General features: G+C 71.7%; 14 protein-coding genes. 9 read left to right on the forward strand and 5 right to left on the reverse strand.

Features of this window, described 5'->3' with window-relative positions:
• Nucleotides 1–22: 22 nt before the first annotated feature.
• Nucleotides 23–1,444 carry an FAD-dependent oxidoreductase gene (locus ACFYW9_RS25930; protein WP_389154935.1) on the reverse strand — a complete coding sequence of 474 codons (1,422 nt, stop codon included), beginning with the start codon at nt 1,442–1,444 and terminating at the stop codon, nt 23–25.
• Between the two features lie 62 nt (nt 1,445–1,506).
• Between ACFYW9_RS25930 and ACFYW9_RS25935 the strand changes: the two genes are divergently transcribed.
• Nucleotides 1,507–2,166, forward strand: coding sequence for a TetR/AcrR family transcriptional regulator C-terminal domain-containing protein (locus ACFYW9_RS25935; protein ID WP_351868531.1), 660 nt, complete (start codon nt 1,507–1,509; stop codon nt 2,164–2,166).
• 40 nt (nt 2,167–2,206) lie between these two features.
• On the opposite strand, the gene ACFYW9_RS25940 is transcribed toward ACFYW9_RS25935, so the two are convergent.
• The 4 genes from ACFYW9_RS25940 to ACFYW9_RS25955 form a co-directional block, all read right to left on the reverse strand.
• On the reverse strand, nt 2,207–3,118 hold the full coding sequence (locus ACFYW9_RS25940; RefSeq protein WP_389154828.1) for a class I SAM-dependent methyltransferase: 912 nt from the start codon (nt 3,116–3,118) through the stop codon (nt 2,207–2,209).
• Nucleotides 3,119–3,548: 430 nt separating this feature from the next.
• Nucleotides 3,549–4,712, reverse strand: a complete 1,164-nt coding sequence (locus tag ACFYW9_RS25945) for an acyltransferase family protein (RefSeq protein ID WP_389154831.1) — start codon at nt 4,710–4,712, stop codon at nt 3,549–3,551.
• A 242-nt stretch (nt 4,713–4,954) separates the two neighbouring features.
• Entirely contained in the window at nt 4,955–6,289 is a 1,335-nt protein-coding gene (locus ACFYW9_RS25950; protein ID WP_389154834.1) for an alpha-2,8-polysialyltransferase family protein, read from the reverse strand.
• Nucleotides 6,286–7,266: a glycosyltransferase family 2 protein gene (locus tag ACFYW9_RS25955; protein ID WP_351868541.1), complete on the reverse strand. Its 981-nt coding sequence runs from the start codon at nt 7,264–7,266 to the stop codon at nt 6,286–6,288. Before ACFYW9_RS25955 ends, ACFYW9_RS25950 begins: the two co-directional genes overlap by 4 nt.
• 198 nt (nt 7,267–7,464) lie before the next feature.
• Between ACFYW9_RS25955 and ACFYW9_RS25960 the strand changes: the two genes are divergently transcribed.
• The 8 genes from ACFYW9_RS25960 (at nt 7,465) to ACFYW9_RS25995 (ending at nt 19,515) form a co-directional block, all read left to right on the forward strand.
• A complete protein-coding gene (locus ACFYW9_RS25960; protein ID WP_389154838.1) occupies nt 7,465–8,799 on the forward strand; it encodes a DUF6716 putative glycosyltransferase in 1,335 nt (444 codons plus the stop codon).
• A gap of 76 nt (nt 8,800–8,875) precedes the next feature.
• On the forward strand, nt 8,876–10,183 hold the full coding sequence (locus tag ACFYW9_RS25965; RefSeq protein ID WP_389154841.1) for a cytidylyltransferase domain-containing protein: 1,308 nt from the start codon (nt 8,876–8,878) through the stop codon (nt 10,181–10,183).
• Nucleotides 10,184–10,196: 13 nt separating this feature from the next.
• A complete protein-coding gene (locus tag ACFYW9_RS25970) occupies nt 10,197–11,132 on the forward strand; it encodes an N-acetylneuraminate synthase family protein (protein ID WP_351128175.1) in 936 nt (311 codons plus the stop codon).
• 38 nt (nt 11,133–11,170) lie between these two features.
• A complete protein-coding gene (locus ACFYW9_RS25975; RefSeq protein ID WP_328671067.1) occupies nt 11,171–12,250 on the forward strand; it encodes a hypothetical protein in 1,080 nt (359 codons plus the stop codon).
• Between the two features lie 477 nt (nt 12,251–12,727).
• Nucleotides 12,728–13,714 (forward strand): phosphate ABC transporter permease subunit PstC, encoded by a 987-nt coding sequence (gene pstC, locus ACFYW9_RS25980; protein WP_389154846.1) that lies wholly within the window; start codon nt 12,728–12,730, stop codon nt 13,712–13,714.
• Nucleotide 13,715: 1 nt separating this feature from the next.
• Entirely contained in the window at nt 13,716–15,011 is a 1,296-nt protein-coding gene (gene pstA, locus ACFYW9_RS25985; protein ID WP_389154849.1) for a phosphate ABC transporter permease PstA, read from the forward strand.
• Complete coding sequence (pstS, locus tag ACFYW9_RS25990) at nt 15,011–16,774, forward strand: phosphate ABC transporter substrate-binding protein PstS (RefSeq protein WP_389154852.1); 1,764 nt, start codon at nt 15,011–15,013, stop codon at nt 16,772–16,774. Before pstA ends, pstS begins: the two co-directional genes overlap by 1 nt.
• On the forward strand, nt 16,771–19,515 hold the full coding sequence (locus ACFYW9_RS25995; protein WP_389154855.1) for a hypothetical protein: 2,745 nt from the start codon (nt 16,771–16,773) through the stop codon (nt 19,513–19,515). Before pstS ends, ACFYW9_RS25995 begins: the two co-directional genes overlap by 4 nt.
• Nucleotides 19,516–19,553: the final 38 nt, after the last annotated feature.

The raw sequence follows: 19,553 nt of genomic DNA on the forward strand, positions 1-19,553 counted from the left end.
GACCTGTCCGGTCGGGGACCGGTCAGCCGGCGCTCAGTCCCACCCGGGCCGCGTACTCCTCCAGGTCCCGCGCGTCGGTGCCCGCCCAGCCCACGTACCCGTCGGGGCGGACGAGGAAGACCCCGGTCCCGTACGGCTCGTACGACCCGATCCGCGCGGTGCGGACACCGGGGAGCACCGGTGTCCCCGCGTCCGTGCCGACCGTCAGCAGGGTCCAGTGCGGTCCCCGGAACACGTCGAAGAGGCGTACGCCGTCCACGGTTCCGTCGGGGGCGCGGTCGCCCGCCCGAAGGGCCTCGTCCGACAGGCCCGTACGGGTCTCCACCGCGAGGTAGGAGTCGCGGTAGCCGAGCCCGAGCTGCCGGGTCGCACCGCCGCGGCGGGCCTCGCCGCGGTGGATCCGGGTGGACAGGCCGAGCATGTCGGCGGCGACGGGGAGCCGCTCCTCCTCGTAGGTGTCGAGGAGGGACGCGGGAGCCTCGCCGCGCAGGACCGCGCCGAGCTTCCAGCCCAGGTTGTAGGCGTCCTGGACGCTGGTGTTGAGCCCCTGTCCGCCGGCCGGTGAGTGGATGTGCGCCGCGTCCCCGGCGAGGAGGACCCGCCCGGCGCGGAAACGCTCCGCCAGCGCCGTGCGCGGCCGGAAGTCCGAGGCCCAGCGCACCTCGGTCACGGCCTCGGGCGCGAGGTGGGACCGCGAGGCGACGGTCTTGCGGATGCCGTCGAGGGACAGGTCGACGTCCGCGCCCTCCGGGAACTGCGCCACGACCTGGAAGTCCTCCGTACCGGCGAGCGGGCAGATCGCCAGGAAGCCGCCGGTGTCCTCACGCGGCGGGAAGACGTGCCAGTTGTCGCGGTCCAGCCCGGTGATCCGTACGTCCGCGACGAGCATCGGGTGCGGGTCGACGGCCTCTCCGTCCATGGCGATCCCGAGCGCGCGCCGTACGGCTGAGCGGCCACCGTCGGCGGCGACGACGTACCGCGCGCGGACCGGCGCTCCGGAGGCGAACCCCACGGTCACGCCGTTCTCGTCCTGGGCGGCCGTGACGACCTCACGGCCGAAGGCGACCCGGCCCCCGAGCTCCTGAAGCCGCGCGAAGAGGATCTCCTGCGTACGCCACTGCGGCACCATCCACGGCGCGTTGTACGGCGAGTCGTCGCTCGGCTCGGCCGGGTCGAACATCTGGTGCTCGCCCACGCGTTCGCCGTCCTGCCAGATCATCCCGACCGGGTAGCCGCCGCCCGCCGCGTGGATCGCGTCGAGGACGCCGAGGTCGTCGAAGACCTCCATCGTGCGGGGCTGGATCCCCTTGCCGCGGGAGCCGGGGAACAGTCCGTCGGCCCGCTCGACGACGAGCGCGTCCACTCCGTGGCGGGCGAGATCGGCGCCGAGGGCGAGACCGGTCGGGCCGGCGCCGACGACGAGTACGTCCACGTTCACGACCATCTCCTTAACGTTGTTAAGTTCCATGCGACGAGCATGCCCTTAACGGCGTTAAACTGTCAAGCGTGGTTACCCAGAGACCCCAGCGGTCCCCCAGGCTGGACAAGAAGCAGGTCGTCGAGACCGCCCTGCGGCTGCTCAACGAGACGGGCCTCGACGGCCTGACCCTGCGGGCCATCGCCAAGGAGCTGAACGTCCAGGCGCCGGCGCTCTACTGGCACTTCAAGAACAAGCAGGAACTGCTCGACGAGATGGCCACGGAGATGTACCGGCGGATGGTCGACACCCCCGGAGCGGCGGAGGACGACGGCTGGCGGGAGCGGCTGCTCGCCGCCAACCGGGGGCTGCGCGCCGCCCTGCTGAGCTACCGCGACGGCGCCAAGGTCTTCAGCGGTTCACGCTTCACGGGCACGCTGCACGCCGTCGAGATGGAGCGGACGCTGACGCTCTTCACCCGGGCGGGATTCACCCTGTCGCAGGCGGTGCGCGCGACCTCCACCGCGTACGCGTACACGATCGGCTTCGTCACCGAGGAGCAGGGCGTCCAGCCGCTGCCGGGCGAGCGCCGCGAGGGGTACGACATGGACGAACGCGCCCGCCGCATGGCCGACTTCCCCCTGTCGGCCGCGGCGGGCGCGGAGATCTTCGAGGACTACGAGCGGCACTTCGAGGAAGGGCTCGGCCTGATCGTCGCGGGCATCGGGGCCCGCTACGAAATCGGCTGAGCCGGCGTCACCGCGACCCGCCGGGCAACCGCGCCGCCGCTCACCGGGAGGCGCGGGCGCCGCGGATCGCGCGGGTGAGGACCGGCGGCAGCAGGTCGGCGGCGATCCGCTTGGTGCGGCGGCGCCATGTGACCGGACGATGGGAGGCCGGCTCCCTCCCGGTGCTCGTCCCGTCGCCGTCGGCCTCCCCGGTGTGGTGCCGCGAGAACGGGAACGGCGGCGCCTCCATGTTCTTGCTCTTGAGACGGACGATCGGGTGCCCTGCCGCCTGCTGGACGCTCAGGTGGCAGTCCTGCCGCCCGCGCACCATGCCGAGCAGCTCCTCCTGGACGGCCGCGGGGTCCCCCCAGGTCCCGTAGAGCTTCTGGGTGCTCAGGCATATGGGGCGCAGCCCCCGGTTGAGTACGGCCTCCCACGCGGCTATGGAGACGCCCGGTGTGTGCTCCGAGCGGAAGTCGTCCAGGACGACGATGCCGTCGGGCCGCAGGAGGTCGTGGGCGGCGCCGATGTCCCCGTACACGTGCTCGTACAGGTGCGAGGCGTCGATGTGGACGAACCGGCAGGAGCGGGGCTCGACTTCGTCCGGCACCCGCGAGCTGGGGCCCGGCAGGACGCGGGGCAGCTCGTCGTGGAAGGAGAGGTAGTTCTCCTCGAAGGCCCGCTGGGTGAGCGTGCTGTACGACTTCGTCGACTCCGCCCGGTTGGCGCCGTCGGGAGCGTCGCCTTCGAAGAGGTCGCACACGGTGTACCCCTCTCCGGGCCGCCGGTGGTGCCCGAGCAGGATCGCGCTCTTGCCCATGTACACGCCGACTTCGAGGAGGTCGCCCCGGACGCCGGCGGCCTTCTGCCGTTCCAGGAACCACGTGAACAGCATCTGATCGAGAACGGGAAACCACCCGGGGACGTCGTCGAGTCGGCGGGGTGGTCGTTTCGTTTCCTGTGCGGCAGTCATGAGGAGAGATCGCTCCTTTGCGCTGACGGGCGGAAAGGCGACCCCGGTCTGTGAGGCGCCTGTGGTTCAGTCGTGAACTGTCCAGCATCTGCCCGAAGGGCCCTGGGCAAACCCGGGCCCGAATGAACTGCGGGCCAATTTCAGGTTGAGCGGGACCGGCACGGGACCGGGTCGGGTCCGGGTCGGGCGGCGGCTCGTACAGGTCCAGGTTGAGCGGAGATCGGTACGGGCGCATGTCGTCCCTCCTCCCGGCGGAGCGTCGGAGGAAGAAGGCCCACCGGATCCCCGCTCCGAGACCGTGGAGATGACGGCCGCCCCCGGTCATGGGTGACCGGGGGCGGCTGCGTTCGGGGTGCGGGCGGTTTTCGGCCGGGGACGGGCGCCGGACGTTCGGCTGTCACGGGCGCGTCGGCGGCCGCCGGAGGGCCGGCTACGGGCGAGGCCTGGCCAGCGCCGTGCGGAGCTTCGGGGTGAGCCGGTTCTCCACGAACCGGTTGAGCAGCCAGGCGAGCAGCAGCATCGTGGCGACCGTGGCCAGGAAGGTTCCGTACGACGGGAAGTGCAGGGTCTGGTGGTAGGCCTTGATGGCGACCCAGCCGAGATGCTCGTGGACCAGGTAGAACGGGTACGTCAGCGCGCCGGCGACCGTCAGCCAGCGCCAGTTCGCCCAGCGCAGCCAGCCCAGCGCGATCGCCGCGACGGCGACGTAGCCGAAGGTGACGACGAGGACGATGACGTAGGCCGAGCGGGTGGAGAAGAACGCCGGGTTCGGGGCGTGCCACAGGTCCTGGACCGCCTCGTGCTGGCCGATCAGCCAGCTCACGCCGACGATGCCCCAGGCGTACGCGTCACGCCGGTCGCGGTGGACGAGGTAGAGGCCGACGCCGCCGATGAAGTACGGGGCGTACTCCGGCATCAGGACCATGTTGAGCAGCGGCTCGTTCACGCCCTGGGCGATGGCCGCGGCCAGGGTCCAGCCGGCGCAGAACAGGATCACGCGCTGCCGGTTCGCCCCCGGCAGCACGATGCACAGCGCGAAGAGGGCGTAGAAGCGGACCTCCGCCCACAGGGTCCAGCACACGCCGAGCACCCGGTCGACGCCCAGCGGCTGCTGGAGCATGGTGAGGTTGACCAGCGCGTCGCTCGGGGAGACCGTCTTGTACGCGACCACGGGCAGGGCGAACACGGCCGTCACGATGATGATCGCGGCCCAGTACGCGGGCAGCAGCCGCGAGGCGCGGGACGCGAAGAAGGAGCGCAGCGACCTGCCCCAGCCGCTCATGCAGATGACGAACCCGCTGATCACGAAGAAGACCTGCACGCCCAGGCAGCCGTAGGCGAACAGATGGTGCAGCGTGGGGAACTGATGGCTGGGCGAAGTGCCCCAGGCCTGAACCACCTCGCCGTCCCGGCCGCCGTAGTGGTACCCCGCGACCATCAGGGCCGCGACGAGCCGGAGCCCGTCGAGGGCGCGCAGCCGGTTCTCCCGGGGCGCCGGGGGCCTGGGCGCGGCAGTCGTCTCGGCAGGTGGCAGGACGGTACGGACCACGGTGCCGTTCAACGTCCCGCGGGCCTCCTCGGGCGTGTCGATCACAAGGTTCCCCTCAATGGGACTCAGCTGGCCCACAGCACGTTAGTCCGATAGTCGGGGATACTTACGGTCTGGCGAGGCCGGTTCGTCGTCCCGCCCACGGGAGTTCATCTCTGTGATGCCCCCGCGTTGAGGACTCTTCCGAATCATGGCAAATCGCCCTCGTCCGTGAAGGCCCGGAAAAGGGGCGGGGCCCGGTCGTGTTCGACCGGGCCCCGCCCCTGTGTCCCGCGTGGGAAGCGGCTCTAGCGGCCCACCGCCCGCCTCAGCGAGCGCGCCCTCCGGGCGACCCGGCGCACGGTCGCGTTGCGCGGGATGAAGGCGAGCTGGGCCGGGACCGCGCCGGGCAGCGCCAGCGAGGTCAGGCGCTTGCGCTTGAAGTAGCGCCAGGTGCCCTCGGTGAGCTGGTGCGTCAGATAGCTCTCGGCCGCCGGACGCAGGTCCGGGTAGATCTTCGGCTGCATCGCGAAGCCGACGGCTCTGAGGAGTCTCGTCAGGTCCTCCACGCCCATGTCGGGGCGCTGCCCGGTGACCGCCGCGCCGTCCGCCAGGTCGGGCAGCAGCGCGTCGACGATGGTCACCGGGACGCGGTTGCTGTTCTCGTAGGGGGTGAGCCGGTCCAGCAGCGGGCCGGTCCCGACGCGGGCGACCGGCAGGCCGTACAGGGCGGACGCCGTGAGCAGCGCCGTGGAGAAGCAGCCGACGACCAGCGCGGGACGCATCCGCTGGTAGAGCACCTCGGCGAGCACCGGGGTGTCGAGGACGGTGAGGTCCGCGCCCAGCTTCTCGGCCTCCTTCTCCAGCAGCCGCGACCAGCGTGCCGGGGCCGAGGGGTGCGGCTTGAACACCACGCGGGTGTGGCCGAGCGCGAGGGCCCCCTTCAGCATCCGTACGTGGAGCTGCTCCTCCTCCTCGGCGGTGAGGATCTCCAGCGCGGAGAGGTACTGGCCGAGCAGCAGCGCCGGCTCGTCGATCGACGGCAGTTCGTCACCGGTGTCGACGAGTTCGGCGAGCACCTTCACGAACGCGTCCGTGGGCACGATCTGCGGTTCGACGTCGAACTCGGTGAGCAGCAGCGGCTTCAGACCGGGGACCAGGTCCAGATGGAGGAGGCGGGTCACCCGCGTGCCGACCAGCGGGTCGATCTTGTTGCGGGTGGGGCCGTAGCTCATCAGGCCGTCGGCGTACACCGTGACCGGCGCGCCCATGAAGATCTGGGAGACGCCGAGCGCCGGGTTGACCTGGATCGACTCCACGGCCAGTTCGACGTCGTCGTCGCCGAGGTTCCAGGCGAGCCGCAGATGCCGCTCCCACAGGGGGACGTCGTCCGGACGCGGAGCCCAGCCGCCCGGGTGGAACGGAGAGATGGTCTCGTTCCACGAGATGACGTCGTCGAAGCGGCCGCGCAGCCGCTCGAAGCCGGGCATCTCGTCCACCGCGGACGTCGTCTCCGGCGTCGCCGTGTTGTTGGAGACGAGGAGGATGCGCCGGTCGGCGGGCCCGAAGCTGTCGGTGTCGAGGGCCGCGGCGAGCGTGGCCGTGCCGTACAGCGTGGACGCCATGAAGATCTGGGTGGTCACGCGGCCACCCCCGTGGCGGGCGCGGGCCGTCGGCGCAGCCGGCGCAGCCGGGTGGCGCGCTGGACGTCCATCGAGTCGAGGGCCTCGTCGAGCACGGCCTGGGGCATTCGGCGCAGCGCGACGGCACTCATGGACTTCAGTTTCCGTGCCACTGCCGGCTCGAACCTTTCGATGGATCCCAGGTGGTGGGAAATAATCGCGCAATAGGTGCGCACGGCCTTGGGCAGGAGCTTTTCCGCGTCCCGGTCCTCGGCTGTTTCCGCCACGACCTGGTCGAACGCACGAATGAAATCGAGTTGGCGCACGTCCCCGATCTGGGTGAGGGAGGAGGCGACGCCACGCCGGTAGAACACGCCGAGCAGGCCCACCGTGGCGAAGGATTCCGCCTCCCGGTGCAGCTTCCAGATCCACGGCCGGTCCTCGGCCGTGCGCAGCCCGTCGGTGAAGTGGAGCAGGCCCCGGTCGACCAGCCGGCGGTGGTAGATGCCCGCCCAGGCGTAGGCGTAGTCGACGGAGGTGGAGCGGTCGGAGGGAAGGATGGCGTCGCGGGGGTCCATGACGACTCCGCGGCGGCCGTGCGGAACACGGTGGACGCTGCGGGCCCGCGCGGTGCACTGGACATGGTCCGTACGGACGAAGTCACAGCCCAGGTCCTCGATGGAGGAGACGAGTTGTTCGTAGTAACCGGGGGCGATCCAGTCGTCCCCGTCGAGGAACGTGAGGTACTCGCCACGCGCTGCGTCGATCCCGGTGTTGCGGGCGGTGGCCAGTCCTCCGTTCTTCTCGTGTCTGACATACACCGCACCCGGGAGCTCGCGCTCGGCGCGCGCGAGGATGTCCGGTGTCTCGTCGCGCGAGCAGTCGTCGACGAGAATGAATTCGAAATCCTGCCGCGCGTTGGCACGCAGGCTCTTCAGGGTGTCGGGCGCGTATTGCTGCACGTTGTAGAACGGCACGATGACGGAGAGCTTGACCACCCCTGTGACGTTAGGGGGCGGCCCGGCATTCGTCTTTACCGTTGGTGAGATGCAAGGTGAACGACGCGTGGCGGTACCGTGAACCACGTCGTTTTCTCAGCCGTTCCCTGGCTGATTCCCCATTCGTCGACGCGCTGTTAACCGTTTGTTGTATTCAGGTTGGGCCGTTCCTCGGAATGGCTTCCTAGCGTCTAGGACGTGCCAGCAAGTACCTCGAAGTCGCTGCGAGTGGCCGTCCTCGCGGATTCCGACACCCGGTGGAAGTGGGGATCGCTCACCGCGAACCGCGTCTCCCCCGCAGGATCGGACATCCGCCTCGACGGATTCCTCCTGCGCGGCCGTGCCACCCCGACCGCCCGCCAGCTCGAAGAGGTCGGCGTCCGAGCGGACTCCCTCCGCGAGGTCACCGCCCTCGAGTTCCTGCGCGAGCTGGGCAAGGAGGACGACGTCTACGACGTGGTCGTCCTCGCCCTGGTCGGCGGTGCCGTCCAGGCGGTCCTGCACGGTCTGTCCCGCGCCTGGGACGGACGGGCGAAGCGGCCCCTGGTCGTCACCGGCTATGTCGGCGTCGTCTACGAGAAGCTCGCCGACGGGCTGCTCCTGCGGCACGGCGCGGACCTCGTCCTCGCCAACTCCCGCCAGGACGCGGACCGCTTCCGGGCCGTGTACGAGGGGGTCGGAGCGGACGCCGGGTCGGTGACCGAGGTCGCGCTGCCCTTCCTCGGCGGGGCCGCGTACGCGGAGCACGACCCGTCCGCGCGGCCGGGACGGCCCTACACGGTCGTCTTCGCCGCCCAGCCCTCCGTGCCGGAGAGCCGCAAGGACCGTACGTACCTGCTGGACCGGCTCATCGGCCACGCGCGGCTGCACCCGGACCGCGAGGTCCTGCTCAAGCTGCGCTCCAAGCCGGGCGAACACACCACGCACATCGAGGAGCTGCCGTACCAGAAACTGGTGCAGAAGGCGGATCCGCCGGCCAACTTCCGGCTGGTGTACGGGCACATGGGTGACGTCCTCGACCGCACCGACCTGCTCGTCACCATCAGCTCCACCGCCGCCCTGGAATCCCTGCACCGGCGCATCCCCACCGTCGTCCTCAGCGACCTCGGGGTGCGCGAGGCGCTCGGCAACCACCACTTCGTGGGCTCGGGCTGCCTCGCCTCCTGGGACCAGCTCGACGCGGGGCACCGGCCGGTGCCCGACCCGGAGTGGGTGGCCCGGCAGGGCGTCGCCGCGGACGGATCGTACGAGACCGCCTTCGACGCGGCGCGACTGCGCATCACCGGGCTGCTGGCGGCGGACGAGCTGCCGCCCCTCGCTCCCTACTACACCCCCGTCACCGCGCCCGGCTACCTGCCCGGCATCCTCGCCCGCCACCACCTCGGCCCGGACGGCGGCCCGCTGCCCGGTGCCCCGGCTGCGGACCGGGAACCCAGCCCCGTACGGCAGTTCGTGCGCCGGGCCGCCCGCGGCGCCTACCGCCACGGCGTCCAGCGCGTGGCACCGGTGATCCGGCGGATGGGCGAACTGTGAGCGCCCCGACAGCGGGCAGCCCGCGGCCCTCCGCCCCCCACGACTCCCTCGCCTCCCTCGTCAAGGAGAACAGCGCATGACCAACTCCGAAGCGGGCCAGGCCGCGCCGGTGCGCCGCGTGCTCGCGGTGATCCCCGCGCGCGGCGGCTCCAAGGGCGTGCCCGCCAAGAACCTCCTGCCCGTAGGCGGTGTGCCGCTGGTGGCCCGCGCGGTGCGCGAGTGCCGCGCGGCCCGCCTCGTGACGGACGTCGTCGTCTCCACCGACGACCAGGCCATCGCGGCGGCCGCCCGCCAGGCCGGCGCCGAGGTCGTGCTGCGCCCCGCCGCCATCGCCGGGGACACCGCCACCTCCGAGGCCGCCGTCCTGCACGCCATGGACACCCACGAGGCGCTGCACGGCTCCCCGGTCGACGTGGTCCTGCTCGTCCAGTGCACCAGCCCGTTCATCATCCGCGAGGACGTGGACGGGGTCGTGGACGCGATTGTCGAGAACGGCGCGGACACGGCGCTGACCGTGGCCCCCTTCCACGGCTTCGTGTGGCGCGACGGCGACGACGAGCCCACGGCCCCGGTGGCCGCCGGGACCGAGCGCGCGACCGTCGACGGCGGCACCGGCGTCCTGGTCGCGGAGACCGCCGTCAGCGGCGGCTACGGCGTCAACCACGACAAGTCCTTCCGCCCGCGCCGCCAGGACCGCCCCCAGGACCTCCTGGAGACCGGTGCCGTCTACGCCATGGAGGCCGCCGGCTTCCGCGTCGCGAAGTACCGGTTCTTCGGCCGCACCGAACTCGTGCGCACCGACCCGGCCCGCGTGCTGGAGATCGACGACCCGCACGACCTCGCCCGCGCCCGGGCCCTCGCGCCGCTCTTCGACGCGAACCGGCCCGGCACCCTCCCGACCGCCGAAGACATCGACGCGGTCGTCCTCGACTTCGACGGCACCCAGACCGACGACAGGGTGCTGATCGACTCCGACGGACGGGAGTTCGTCTCCGTGCACCGCGGGGACGGACTCGGTATCGCCGCCCTGCGCAAGAGCGGGCTGACGATGCTGATCCTGTCCACGGAACAGAACCCGGTCGTCGCGGCCCGGGCCCGGAAGCTCAAGATTCCGGTCCTGCACGGCATCGACCGGAAAGACCTCGCACTGAAGCAGTGGTGCGAGGAACAGGGCATCGCGCCCGAGCGCGTGCTCTACGTCGGCAACGACGTCAACGACCTCCCCTGCTTCGCCCTCGTGGGCTGGCCGGTGGCGGTCGCGAGCGCCCACGACGTCGTGCGCGGCGCCGCACGCGCGGTCACCACCGTCCCCGGCGGCGACGGCGCGATCCGAGAGATCGCCAGCTGGATCCTCGGCCCTTCTCTCGACTCCCTCGACAAGTAAGGAACGTTTCACCATGAGCAACTCCCGTCTGCGCACCTTCGGTTCGAAGACCGCCGGCCCCGGCCACCCCGTCTACGTCGTCGGCGAGATCGGCATCAACCACAACGGTGAGCTCGAGAACGCCTTCAAGCTCATCGACGCCGCCGCCGAGGCCGGCTGCGACGCCGTCAAGTTCCAGAAGCGCACCCCGGAGATCTGCACCCCGCGCGACCAGTGGGACATCGAGCGCGACACCCCCTGGGGCCGCATGACCTACATCGACTACCGCCACCGCGTGGAGTTCGGCGAGGACGAGTACCGCCAGATCGACGAGTACGCCAAGAGCAAGAACATCGACTGGTTCGCCTCCCCGTGGGACACCGAGGCCGTCGCCTTCCTGGAGAAGTTCGACGTCCCGGCCCACAAGGTCGCCTCCGCCTCGCTGACCGACGACGAGCTGCTCCGCTCGCTGCGCGCCACGGGCCGCACGGTCATCCTCTCCACCGGCATGTCGACGCCGAAGCAGATCCGCCACGCGGTCGAGGTCCTCGGCAGCGACAACATCCTGATGTGCCACGCCACGTCGACCTACCCGGCGCAGGCCGAGGAGCTCAACCTCCGCGTCATCAACACCCTCCAGGCCGAGTACCCGAACGTTCCGATCGGCTACTCCGGCCACGAGACGGGCCTGCAGACCACGCTGGCCGCGGTCGCCCTCGGCGCCACCTTCGTCGAGCGCCACATCACCCTCGACCGCGCGATGTGGGGCTCCGACCAGGCCGCCTCCGTCGAGCCGCAGGGCCTGACCCGCCTCGTCCGCGACATCCGCACCATCGAGGCCTCCCTCGGCGACGGTGTCAAGAAGGTCTACGACTCCGAGCTCGGCCCGATGAAGAAGCTGCGCCGCGTCACGGGCGTCGTCGCCGAGGCCGAGATCGCCGCGGCCGCGGGCGAGCCCGTCTCGGTCTGAACACCCTGAATTCCTTACGACGGGACGGTCGTACGTCGATGAGCCCCCGCGCCGGTTCCGCCGGCTCCACCACTCTCGCCTTCGTCGAGAGTCCGGTACAGCTCCTGAACGTGCTGGAGTGGGCGCACGCACACGCCCACAACGGTGCGGCGCCCGGCGCGGGGCTCACCCTCGTCGTCCTGTCTCCCAACGACCCGATGACCCGCGGTCAGCTCCGCCGGATGGCGGAGCTGGCCCGCGACGAGGGCCACGCGGTCCGCTGGGAGGAGGCGCGCGGCGGCACCACGGCCCCCTTCCACACCATCGGGGGACTGGCGCCGATGCTGCGCCGGGCCCGGCGCATCGTCATGGGGGACCCGTTCTCCCGCTATGTGCAGCTCCTGCTGACCATCACCAGGGCGCGCGACCTGGTCGTGGTCGACGACGGCACGGCGACGATGGAGTTCGTCGCCCAGCTCGCCCGCGGTGAACGCCTGGTGCGCTGGCACCGGCGCGGCGGCCGCCCCGGCCCGCGGGACGTGCTCTTCGCTCCCGTGTCCGCCTCGGCCCGCCGCCGGCTGACGCCCAGCGAGCGCCGTACGGTCGAGGTCTTCTCCTCGATGCCGATCGAATCGGCGCCGGACGGCGTCACGATCACCGCCAACGACTTCTCCTGGACCCGGGCCCGGTTCGGCCCGCCGCGCATCACCAAGAGCGCGGACATGGTCGGCACCTCGCTGGTCGAGACCGGCGTGGTCGACCCGGACCGCTATCTGGACGCCGTCCGCGCGCTCGCCAAGGCGCACGGCGCGACCCGCTACTTCGCGCACCGCCGGGAGAGCTCCGACAAGCTGCACCGGCTGGCCGTCGAGACGGGTCTGGAGATCGTCCGTCCCGACCTGCCGCTCGAACTGATCGCCCGGCGCGGCCCCATAGGCCGGACGATTCTGAGCTTCCCCTCCACGGTCGTGCACACCCTGCCGCTCGCCCTGGCCGGCACCGAGGTGCGCGTCGCGGTCTGCGACATCGACCCGAGCTGGCTGACGGAGAACGCCTCTCCGCGCGCCCAGGGTTTCCTGTCCGGGGTCACCGGGACCGCCCGGGACGTCCACCGTCTCTCGGCGGTATCCACCATCTAGTGCCCCGACAGGGCGAACGTTGCCTGTCGGGGAACCAGTTCAAGCCACACGTACATTCAGGCGTTCAGAGCCCGGCGCACCGCGCCGGGCTCTTCCGTTGGTCCATACCGCGATCTATGCGCATCATCGGGCAGCCCTCCGCCCATCCTCCACGACGAACGCACCGAACAGCCGTGTGCTGTTCACCGGTTCTCCACAACGCACGCGTTGGGGCGACACGATCCGGCCATTGAATCGCAGCGCGCGGTACCGGCCGTCGGTCGCGCGGGGATTCCGTTTCGGAGTGGGGGGCAGCACGTGGCGTCCGCGCAAGAGGAGTCCGACAGACCGGAGTCCGACAGACCGGAGTCCGACAGACCGGAGTCCGGAAGAACCGAGTCCGGGAGATCCGAGTCCGGGGGATCCGAGTCCGGGGGATCCGGGTCCGAGGGATCGACGTCCGGCAGACCGGAGCCGGCCGGGCCGGGGTCCGAGGCGGTGGGCCGCGCGCCTGTTCCCCGGCGGCTCGACGCGGCCCGCGGGCTCGGTGACCGCGTGTTCCGCTACCAGCTCACCGCCACCGGCATCGCCGTCCTGGCCGTCATGGCGGGGGTCGGACTCTTCCTCCTCCTGAGGGCCGGTCAGGCGCTGCGCGCCCGGGGCTTCGCCTTCCTCACCACCGCCGCATGGCAGCCGGACGTCCACAACTTCGGCATCGCGGCCGTCATGACCGGCACCGTCCTGATCGCCCTGGTCGCGGTGTCGATCTCCGTGCCGCTCGCCGTCGGGACCGCCCTGTTCATCACCGACGTGGCCCCGCCCAGACTGCGCCGCACCCTGGTGTCGATGGTCGACCTGATGGCGGCCGTCCCCTCGGTGGTGTACGGGCTGTGGGGGCTGTTCTTCTTCCAGCAGCACGTGATCGGCCTGTCGCGCTGGCTCTCCACCTGGTTCGGCTGGATCCCCCTGTTCCAGGTGGACGGTGCCCAGCCGGGCGAACCGCTCGCGTCGGAAAGCGTCTACACGGCTTCCACCTTCATCGCCGGGATCGTCGTCGCCCTGATGGTCGCGCCGATCCAGTGCTCGGTGATGCGCGAGGTCTTCTCGCAGGCCCCGGCGGGCGAACGCGAGGGCGCCTACGCGCTCGGCGCCACCCGCTGGGGAATGATCCGCGCGGTCGTCCTGCCGTACGGCAAGGGCGGAATCATCGGCGGCACGATGCTGGGGCTCGGCCGGGCGCTCGGCGAGACGATCGCGGTGTACATGATCATCTCGCCGGTCTTCACCATCCAGCTCCACGTCCTGCAGACCGGCTCGAACTCGGTCTCCTCGCTGATCGCCCTGCATTACGGCGACGCCTCCACCTTCGGTATGTCGGCGCTGATGGCGGCCGGCCTGGCGCTGTTCCTGCTCACCCTGGCGGTCAACTTCACCGCCTCCTCCGTGGTGGCCCGCAGCCGCTCCGGCGCGCAGAGCGAGGCATGAGATGACCGTCATCGAGGAAACGTCCCCGTCCGGCGTCCACGACCCCGCGCCGGCGCCCGCGGACATCGCGGTGGAGCCGGCGCGGCACGCGCCGGAGCCCCTCCGGCCGCGCCGCATCGGCGGCGTCAGCCGCTCCGGGGTGCTGGCCCTGTGCGGCGCCGCCGCCTCCGGACTCTGCGCCACCGTCCTGCTGTTCGGCCAACTCGCCCCGTTCTCGGGCACGCTGGGCTTCACCGTCACCGCCTACCTCGTCTTCCTGGCGATCTACGCGGTGCTGACCGGCCTGGAGGAGGACGGCCAGGCCGTACGCGACCGGGTCATGACGGTCGTGCTGTGGACGGCGGCCTCGCTGCTGTTCTCCGGCCTGTTCATGGTCGTCGGCTTCACCGGCTGGCGCGGCAAGGACGCCCTGCCGCACGGCAACTTCTTCACCGAGGACATGCAGGCCTCGGGCCCGCTCGACCCGCTCACCCACGGCGGCATCGCCCACGCGATGCTCGGCACCCTCACCATGATCGCCATCGCCCTCGCGATCACCGTGCCGCTGGGCCTCGCCTGCGCCGTGTACCTGAACCAGATCCCGGGCCGGTTCTCCCGGTTCGTCCGGACGATCGTCGAGGCGATGACCGCGCTGCCCTCGATCGTCGCCGGTCTGATGGTGTACGCCACCTGGATCCTCGGCCTCGGTATGCAGAAGTCCGGCCTCGCGGCCGGCTTCGCGATCAGCGTGATGATGCTGCCGATCGTCATCCGGGCCTCCGACGTGGTGCTGCGTCTGGTGCCGGGCAACCTCACCGAGGCGGCCGAGGCGCTCGGCGCGCCGCGCTGGCGCACGGTGTGGCACGTCGTGCTGCCCACCGCCCGGTCCGGCCTCGCCACCGCCGTCATCCTCGGCACCGCCCGCGGAATCGGCGAGACCTCGCCCGTCCTGCTCACCGCCGGCTTCACGGCCGCGCTCAACGCGGACCCGACCAGCGGGCCGATGGTCTCGCTGCCGCTCGCGGTCTTCAACTTCGTCAAGTCGCCCGAGCCCACGATGATCGCCCGCGGTTTCGGCGCCGCCGCCGTCCTGATGGCCCTCGTCCTGGTGCTGTTCGTCGTCGCCCGGGTGATCGGCGGGCGCGGCCCCGGTCACCAGACCAAGCGCCAGGCCCGCCGTACCGCCCGCGCCTCACGGCAGGACGTACAGCGCTTCGAGGACCTGCACGGGCCCGGCCTGTCCCTGTTCGACGGCCCCGGGGGACCGCCCCCCACGGGAACCGCCCTGTCCGCCCCCGCCACCGGAGAGACCGACTGATGCGCAGCCACCTCCACTCCGCCCTCGGGCGCCTGCGGGCACTCGGGACGTTCGGCGCGCTGCTCGGCGTGATCGCCGCGCTGCTGGCCGGTCCGCTGGCGGCCCCGGCCGCCGCCGACAGCTACACGCCGATATCCGGCGCCGGCTCCACCTGGGCCGAGAACGCCGTCGACGAATGGCGCCGTGCCGTCAACCAGTACGGCATGCGGATCAGCTACGCCGGCACCGGTTCCTCCGACGGCCGCCGTCAGTTCCTCAGCGGCACCGTCGACTTCGCGGTCTCGGACATCCCGTTCCAGACCCACCCGACCGACGGCTCGGCCGCCGAACGGCCCGCGTCCGGCTCGTACGCCTACATGCCGATCGTGGCCGGCGGCACCGTCTTCATGTACCACCTGACCGTCAACGGCAAGCGGGTCACCAACCTGCGGCTGTCCGGCGACGTGGTCACCAAGATCTTCACCGGCGTCATCAAGACCTGGGACGACCCGGTCATCAAGGCCGACAACCCGGGGCTCCAGCTCCCGCACCGCACCATCGTCCCCGTCGTACGCTCCGACGGCTCGGGCTCCACCGCCCAGTTCACGATGTGGATGGCCAACCAGCACAAGTCGCTGTGGCAGGCCTACTGCCGCAAGGTCGGCCGCTCCGGAGCCTGCGGGCAGACCTCGTACTACCCGACCGTCTCCGGCATGATCGCCCAGTCCGGCGACCTCGGCGTCGCGGGCTACGTCGCCCAGAACTACGGCGAGGGCGCGATCGGGTACGTCAACTACTCGTACGCCCTGAACGCGCACTATCCGGTCGCCAAGGTCCTCAACCACGCGGGCTACTACACCGAGCCGACCCCGCAGAACGTCGCGGTCTCGCTGCTCAAGGCGAAGATCAACACCGACAGGAACTCCGCGGACTACCTCACCCAGAAGCTCGACGGTGTCTACAACGACTCCGACAAGCGCAACTACCCGCTGTCCAGCTACTCGTACATGATCCTGCCCCTGAAGGTGCAGGGCACCTTCACCAAGGCCAAGGGCAAGACGCTCGGCGCGTTCTCGTACTACTTCATGTGCCAGGGCCAGCAGCAGGCCCCCTCGCTCGGCTACTCGCCCCTGCCGATCAACCTGGTGAAGGCGGGCTTCGACCAGATCCGCCGTATCCCGGGCGTGCAGGCCCAGAGCATCAACCTCAAGGGCTGCAACAACCCGACCTTCTCCAACGACGGGCACAACAAGCTCGCCGACACCGCTCCCTACCCGGCCGCCTGCGACAAGAAGGGCGCCCCGGCCTGCACGACCGGCAGCGGCGGCGCCAAGGCGGGCGGCGGCACCGGCGGTTCGGGCTCCACGGGCGGCGGCTCCGCCTCGGGCGGTTCCACCAGCGGTGGTTCGGCCGACGGCGGCACCACCGGCGGAAGTACGGGCAGCGGTGGCACAGCCGCGACGGGCGGTACCGGCGGCACCGGCGGCAGCGCCGAACCGGTCGTCGACCCGGACACCGGACAGACCCTGTCGCCCGGCACCGGCGGTGGCTCGGGAACCGGCTCCCCGGGCGGCGGAAGCGGCGGCACCGGCGCGGTGAACGACACCATCGCGCTCGCCCAGCCGGTCTCCGTGGCCGGCAGCCAGGGCTGGACCGGCACCCAGACGCTGATGCTGATCGCGGCCTTCCTGGTCCTCGGGCTCGTCCTGCTGCCCTCCGTGGTGTCCCGGGCGATCGCCGGGCGAGGCGCGGGCAAGGACGCCGGAGAGGGGCGCAAGCGATGAACTCCCGCAGCACAGGACCCCGCACCCCGAGACCCGCGGCCACGAGCCCGCGGACACGCGGGAGAGCACTGCTCCGCGTACGACGGCTGCTCCTGCGCGTCGTCGCCGGAGCCGCCGTGGGCGCCCTCGCCGGCCTCGGCGTGGCCCAGACGGCCGCCCCCGCGTCCGCCGCGGGCAGCGCGGACGCCACCTCCTCGGCCGTCACGGTCTCCGGCCGCGGCGAGTTCGAGGACCTGAGGTTCACCGTCGACCAGACCACCCACCTGACCAGTCAGGCGATCACGGTCTCCTGGTCCGGAGGCACCCCGACCACCTTCGCGGGCACGTCGTTCAACACCGACTTCGTGCAGATCATGCAGTGCTGGGGCGACGACGACGGCACGGTGCCGTCCAACCCGGGCCCCGCGCGCACCCAGTGCCAGTACGGCGCCTCCCCGACCACCGACCGGGGCAGCTGGCCGGGCAACGACTACGACGACACCCGCAAGGTCTTCTACAGCGCCGACCCCACCAACTACGGCCAGGACAACCGGTACGGGGCGGCCAACCCCAACGCCCCGGGCGAGGTGCCCTTCAAGTCCGTCGACGGCACGGTGATCACCTCCGGCACCCAGAACAACGCCTTCTTCAACCGCAACACCACCAACGAGGTCGACTTCGCCCGCACCGGCGCCGACGGCACCGGCAAGGAGTACTTCGAGGTACAGACCGCCAACGAGGCCCCGCACCTGGGCTGCGGTCTGCCGGTCACCGCCAACGGCGGCACCAGGCCCCGCTCCTGCTGGCTGGTCATCGTCCCGCAGGGCCACCTCGACCTGGACGGAGAGCCGTACGCCGACCACAGCCAGGTCAACGCCGGCTCCCCGGTCTCCTCCACCAACTGGCGGAACCGCGTCGCGATCCCGCTCGGGTTCAACCCGGTCGGCACCAACTGCGCGCTCGGCGCGAAGGAACGCGCCACCACCGGCAGCGAGCTCGCCGCCGACGCCATGACCAGCTGGCAGGCGGCCCTGTGCCCGACCGGCACGGTGTACGGCTACACCGAGCTGGGGGAGCCGGACACCCGCGCCCGCCTCACCGCCGACGGCTCATCCGGACTCGCCTTCACCACCCGCGCCCTCGGAGCCGACACGGGGACCACAGCTCCCTCGGACCCGACCGTGTACGCGCCCGTCGCGCTCTCCGGAACGGTCATCGGCTTCACCGTCGAACGCAGACCCAAGGCGGGCGCGCCGGACTCCGTCCGCAGACTCGCGGGCACCAAGGTCGAGTCCGTCGACCTCACCCCGCGGCTGGTCGCCAAGCTGCTCACCGAGTCGTACCGCAACTCGCCCTGGGGGGCGGTGCTCGGCGACAACACGGCCACCGGCTACGGCTGGGCGAGGACCAACCCCGCCGGCCTGGCCGGCGACCCCGAGTTCATCTCCCTCAACCCCGAGTTCGCGGACCTGTCGGTCTCCGAGACCCCGTCCACCGACACCGACCTGATCACCTCGCTCGGGCACAGCGACTCCGCCCGCGCGCTGTGGCAGTGGATCCTCGCCGACAAGGACGCCCGGGGCTTCCTGGCCGGTGACGCCGACGACTGGGGCACCCAGGTCAACCCGTACTACAGCACCACCGCGTCCCGTAACCCGACCGGCATCGCCTTCGACCCCGCGAGCGCCGACGACTACCCCAAGAGCGACCCCTGGTGCGCGATCCCGCCGGGCACCGACGCCACGATCAAGCAGTGCATGACCGACTTCCACCCCTACGTGGAGGACATGCACTCCGGCGCCCTGCACACCCGGCGCGCCGACACCCTCTGGAAGTCCAGCTGGGACGCGCTCGCCAACCCGCCCGCGTTCAAGAGCCCGGGACCCCAGACCGTCGGCTCCCGGTTCGTGATCACGGTCACCGACGCGGCCTCCGCCGCGCGCTACGGCCTGCAGACCGCCCGGCTGCGCAACACCGCCGGCAAGTTCGTGGGCCCCGCCGCGGCGTCCCTGGCCGCGGCGTCCGACGGCGCCACCGGCACCGGAGCCCCCGAGATCACCCCCGCCACGGCCGCCGCGGAGGGCGCCTACCCGCTCGCCCAGCTCGTCTACGCGGCCGTCCGACCCGCCGGGATCGACACAGCCGCCCGCAAGGACTACGCGGCCCTGCTGCGGTACGCCGCGGGTGACGGACAGACCAGCGGCGCCGACCCGGGCCTGCTCCCGGCCGGCTACGCCCCGCTCCCGGCCGCCCTGCGCACCAGGGCGACCGAGGCCGCCGACGCCCTCGTCCACTACACCGCCCCCAGCCCGACGCCCTCGGGCGGCTCGGACACCTCCGGCGGTTCGAACGGCGGCACCACGGGCGGCGGCGACTCCGCCGGCTCCGGCGGCGGAGCGGGCTCCGCCGGCACCGGCGGCTCCACGGGCGGTGACGGCGGCAGCGCCGCCGGCGGCAGCGGCGCCACGCCGAGCGCCGGCGCGAGCACGAAGCCGAGCGCCGCGGCGTCCTACGACGGCGGCAAGGCCGTACAGACCACCGCGCTGGGCACCACGCCCGACGACCCGGCCAACTCCCTGCGGTACGCCGTCCCGGTCGGTGCCGCGCTCGGCGCCTTCGCCGGCATCGGCGCGCCGTTCGCCGGCGGCGGCAGGCTGCGGCTTCCGCTGCGCGTCCCGCTGCCCGGCGGCCGTGGAGTGACCATCCCCGCGTTCACCCTGCCCGAGTGGCTGCGCAGGCGGCTGCCCTCCGGCCGGAGCTGAGCTCGCGGAGCGCGGGCCCGCCGGGCCCGCGCTCCCCA

Origin of the sequence: Streptomyces sp. NPDC002698 (genome assembly GCF_042888945.1) — a bacterium.
Taxonomy (GTDB): domain Bacteria; phylum Actinomycetota; class Actinomycetes; order Streptomycetales; family Streptomycetaceae; genus Streptomyces.

Bases quoted from the DNA above. Each gene is read 5' to 3' on its own strand.
- ACFYW9_RS25930 (WP_389154935.1), bottom strand. From the start codon at position 1,444: ATGGTCGTGAACGTGGACGTACTCGTCGTCGGCGCCGGCCCGACCGGT.
- ACFYW9_RS25940 (WP_389154828.1), bottom strand. From the start codon at position 3,118: ATGACTGCCGCACAGGAAACGAAACGACCACCCCGCCGACTCGACGAC.
- ACFYW9_RS25965 (WP_389154841.1), top strand. From the start codon at position 8,876: ATGACCAACTCCGAAGCGGGCCAGGCCGCGCCGGTGCGCCGCGTGCTC.
- ACFYW9_RS25970 (WP_351128175.1), top strand. From the start codon at position 10,197: ATGAGCAACTCCCGTCTGCGCACCTTCGGTTCGAAGACCGCCGGCCCC.
- ACFYW9_RS25975 (WP_328671067.1), top strand. From the start codon at position 11,171: ATGAGCCCCCGCGCCGGTTCCGCCGGCTCCACCACTCTCGCCTTCGTC.
- pstA (WP_389154849.1), top strand. From the start codon at position 13,716: ATGACCGTCATCGAGGAAACGTCCCCGTCCGGCGTCCACGACCCCGCG.
- pstS (WP_389154852.1), top strand. From the start codon at position 15,011: ATGCGCAGCCACCTCCACTCCGCCCTCGGGCGCCTGCGGGCACTCGGG.
- ACFYW9_RS25995 (WP_389154855.1), top strand. From the start codon at position 16,771: ATGAACTCCCGCAGCACAGGACCCCGCACCCCGAGACCCGCGGCCACG.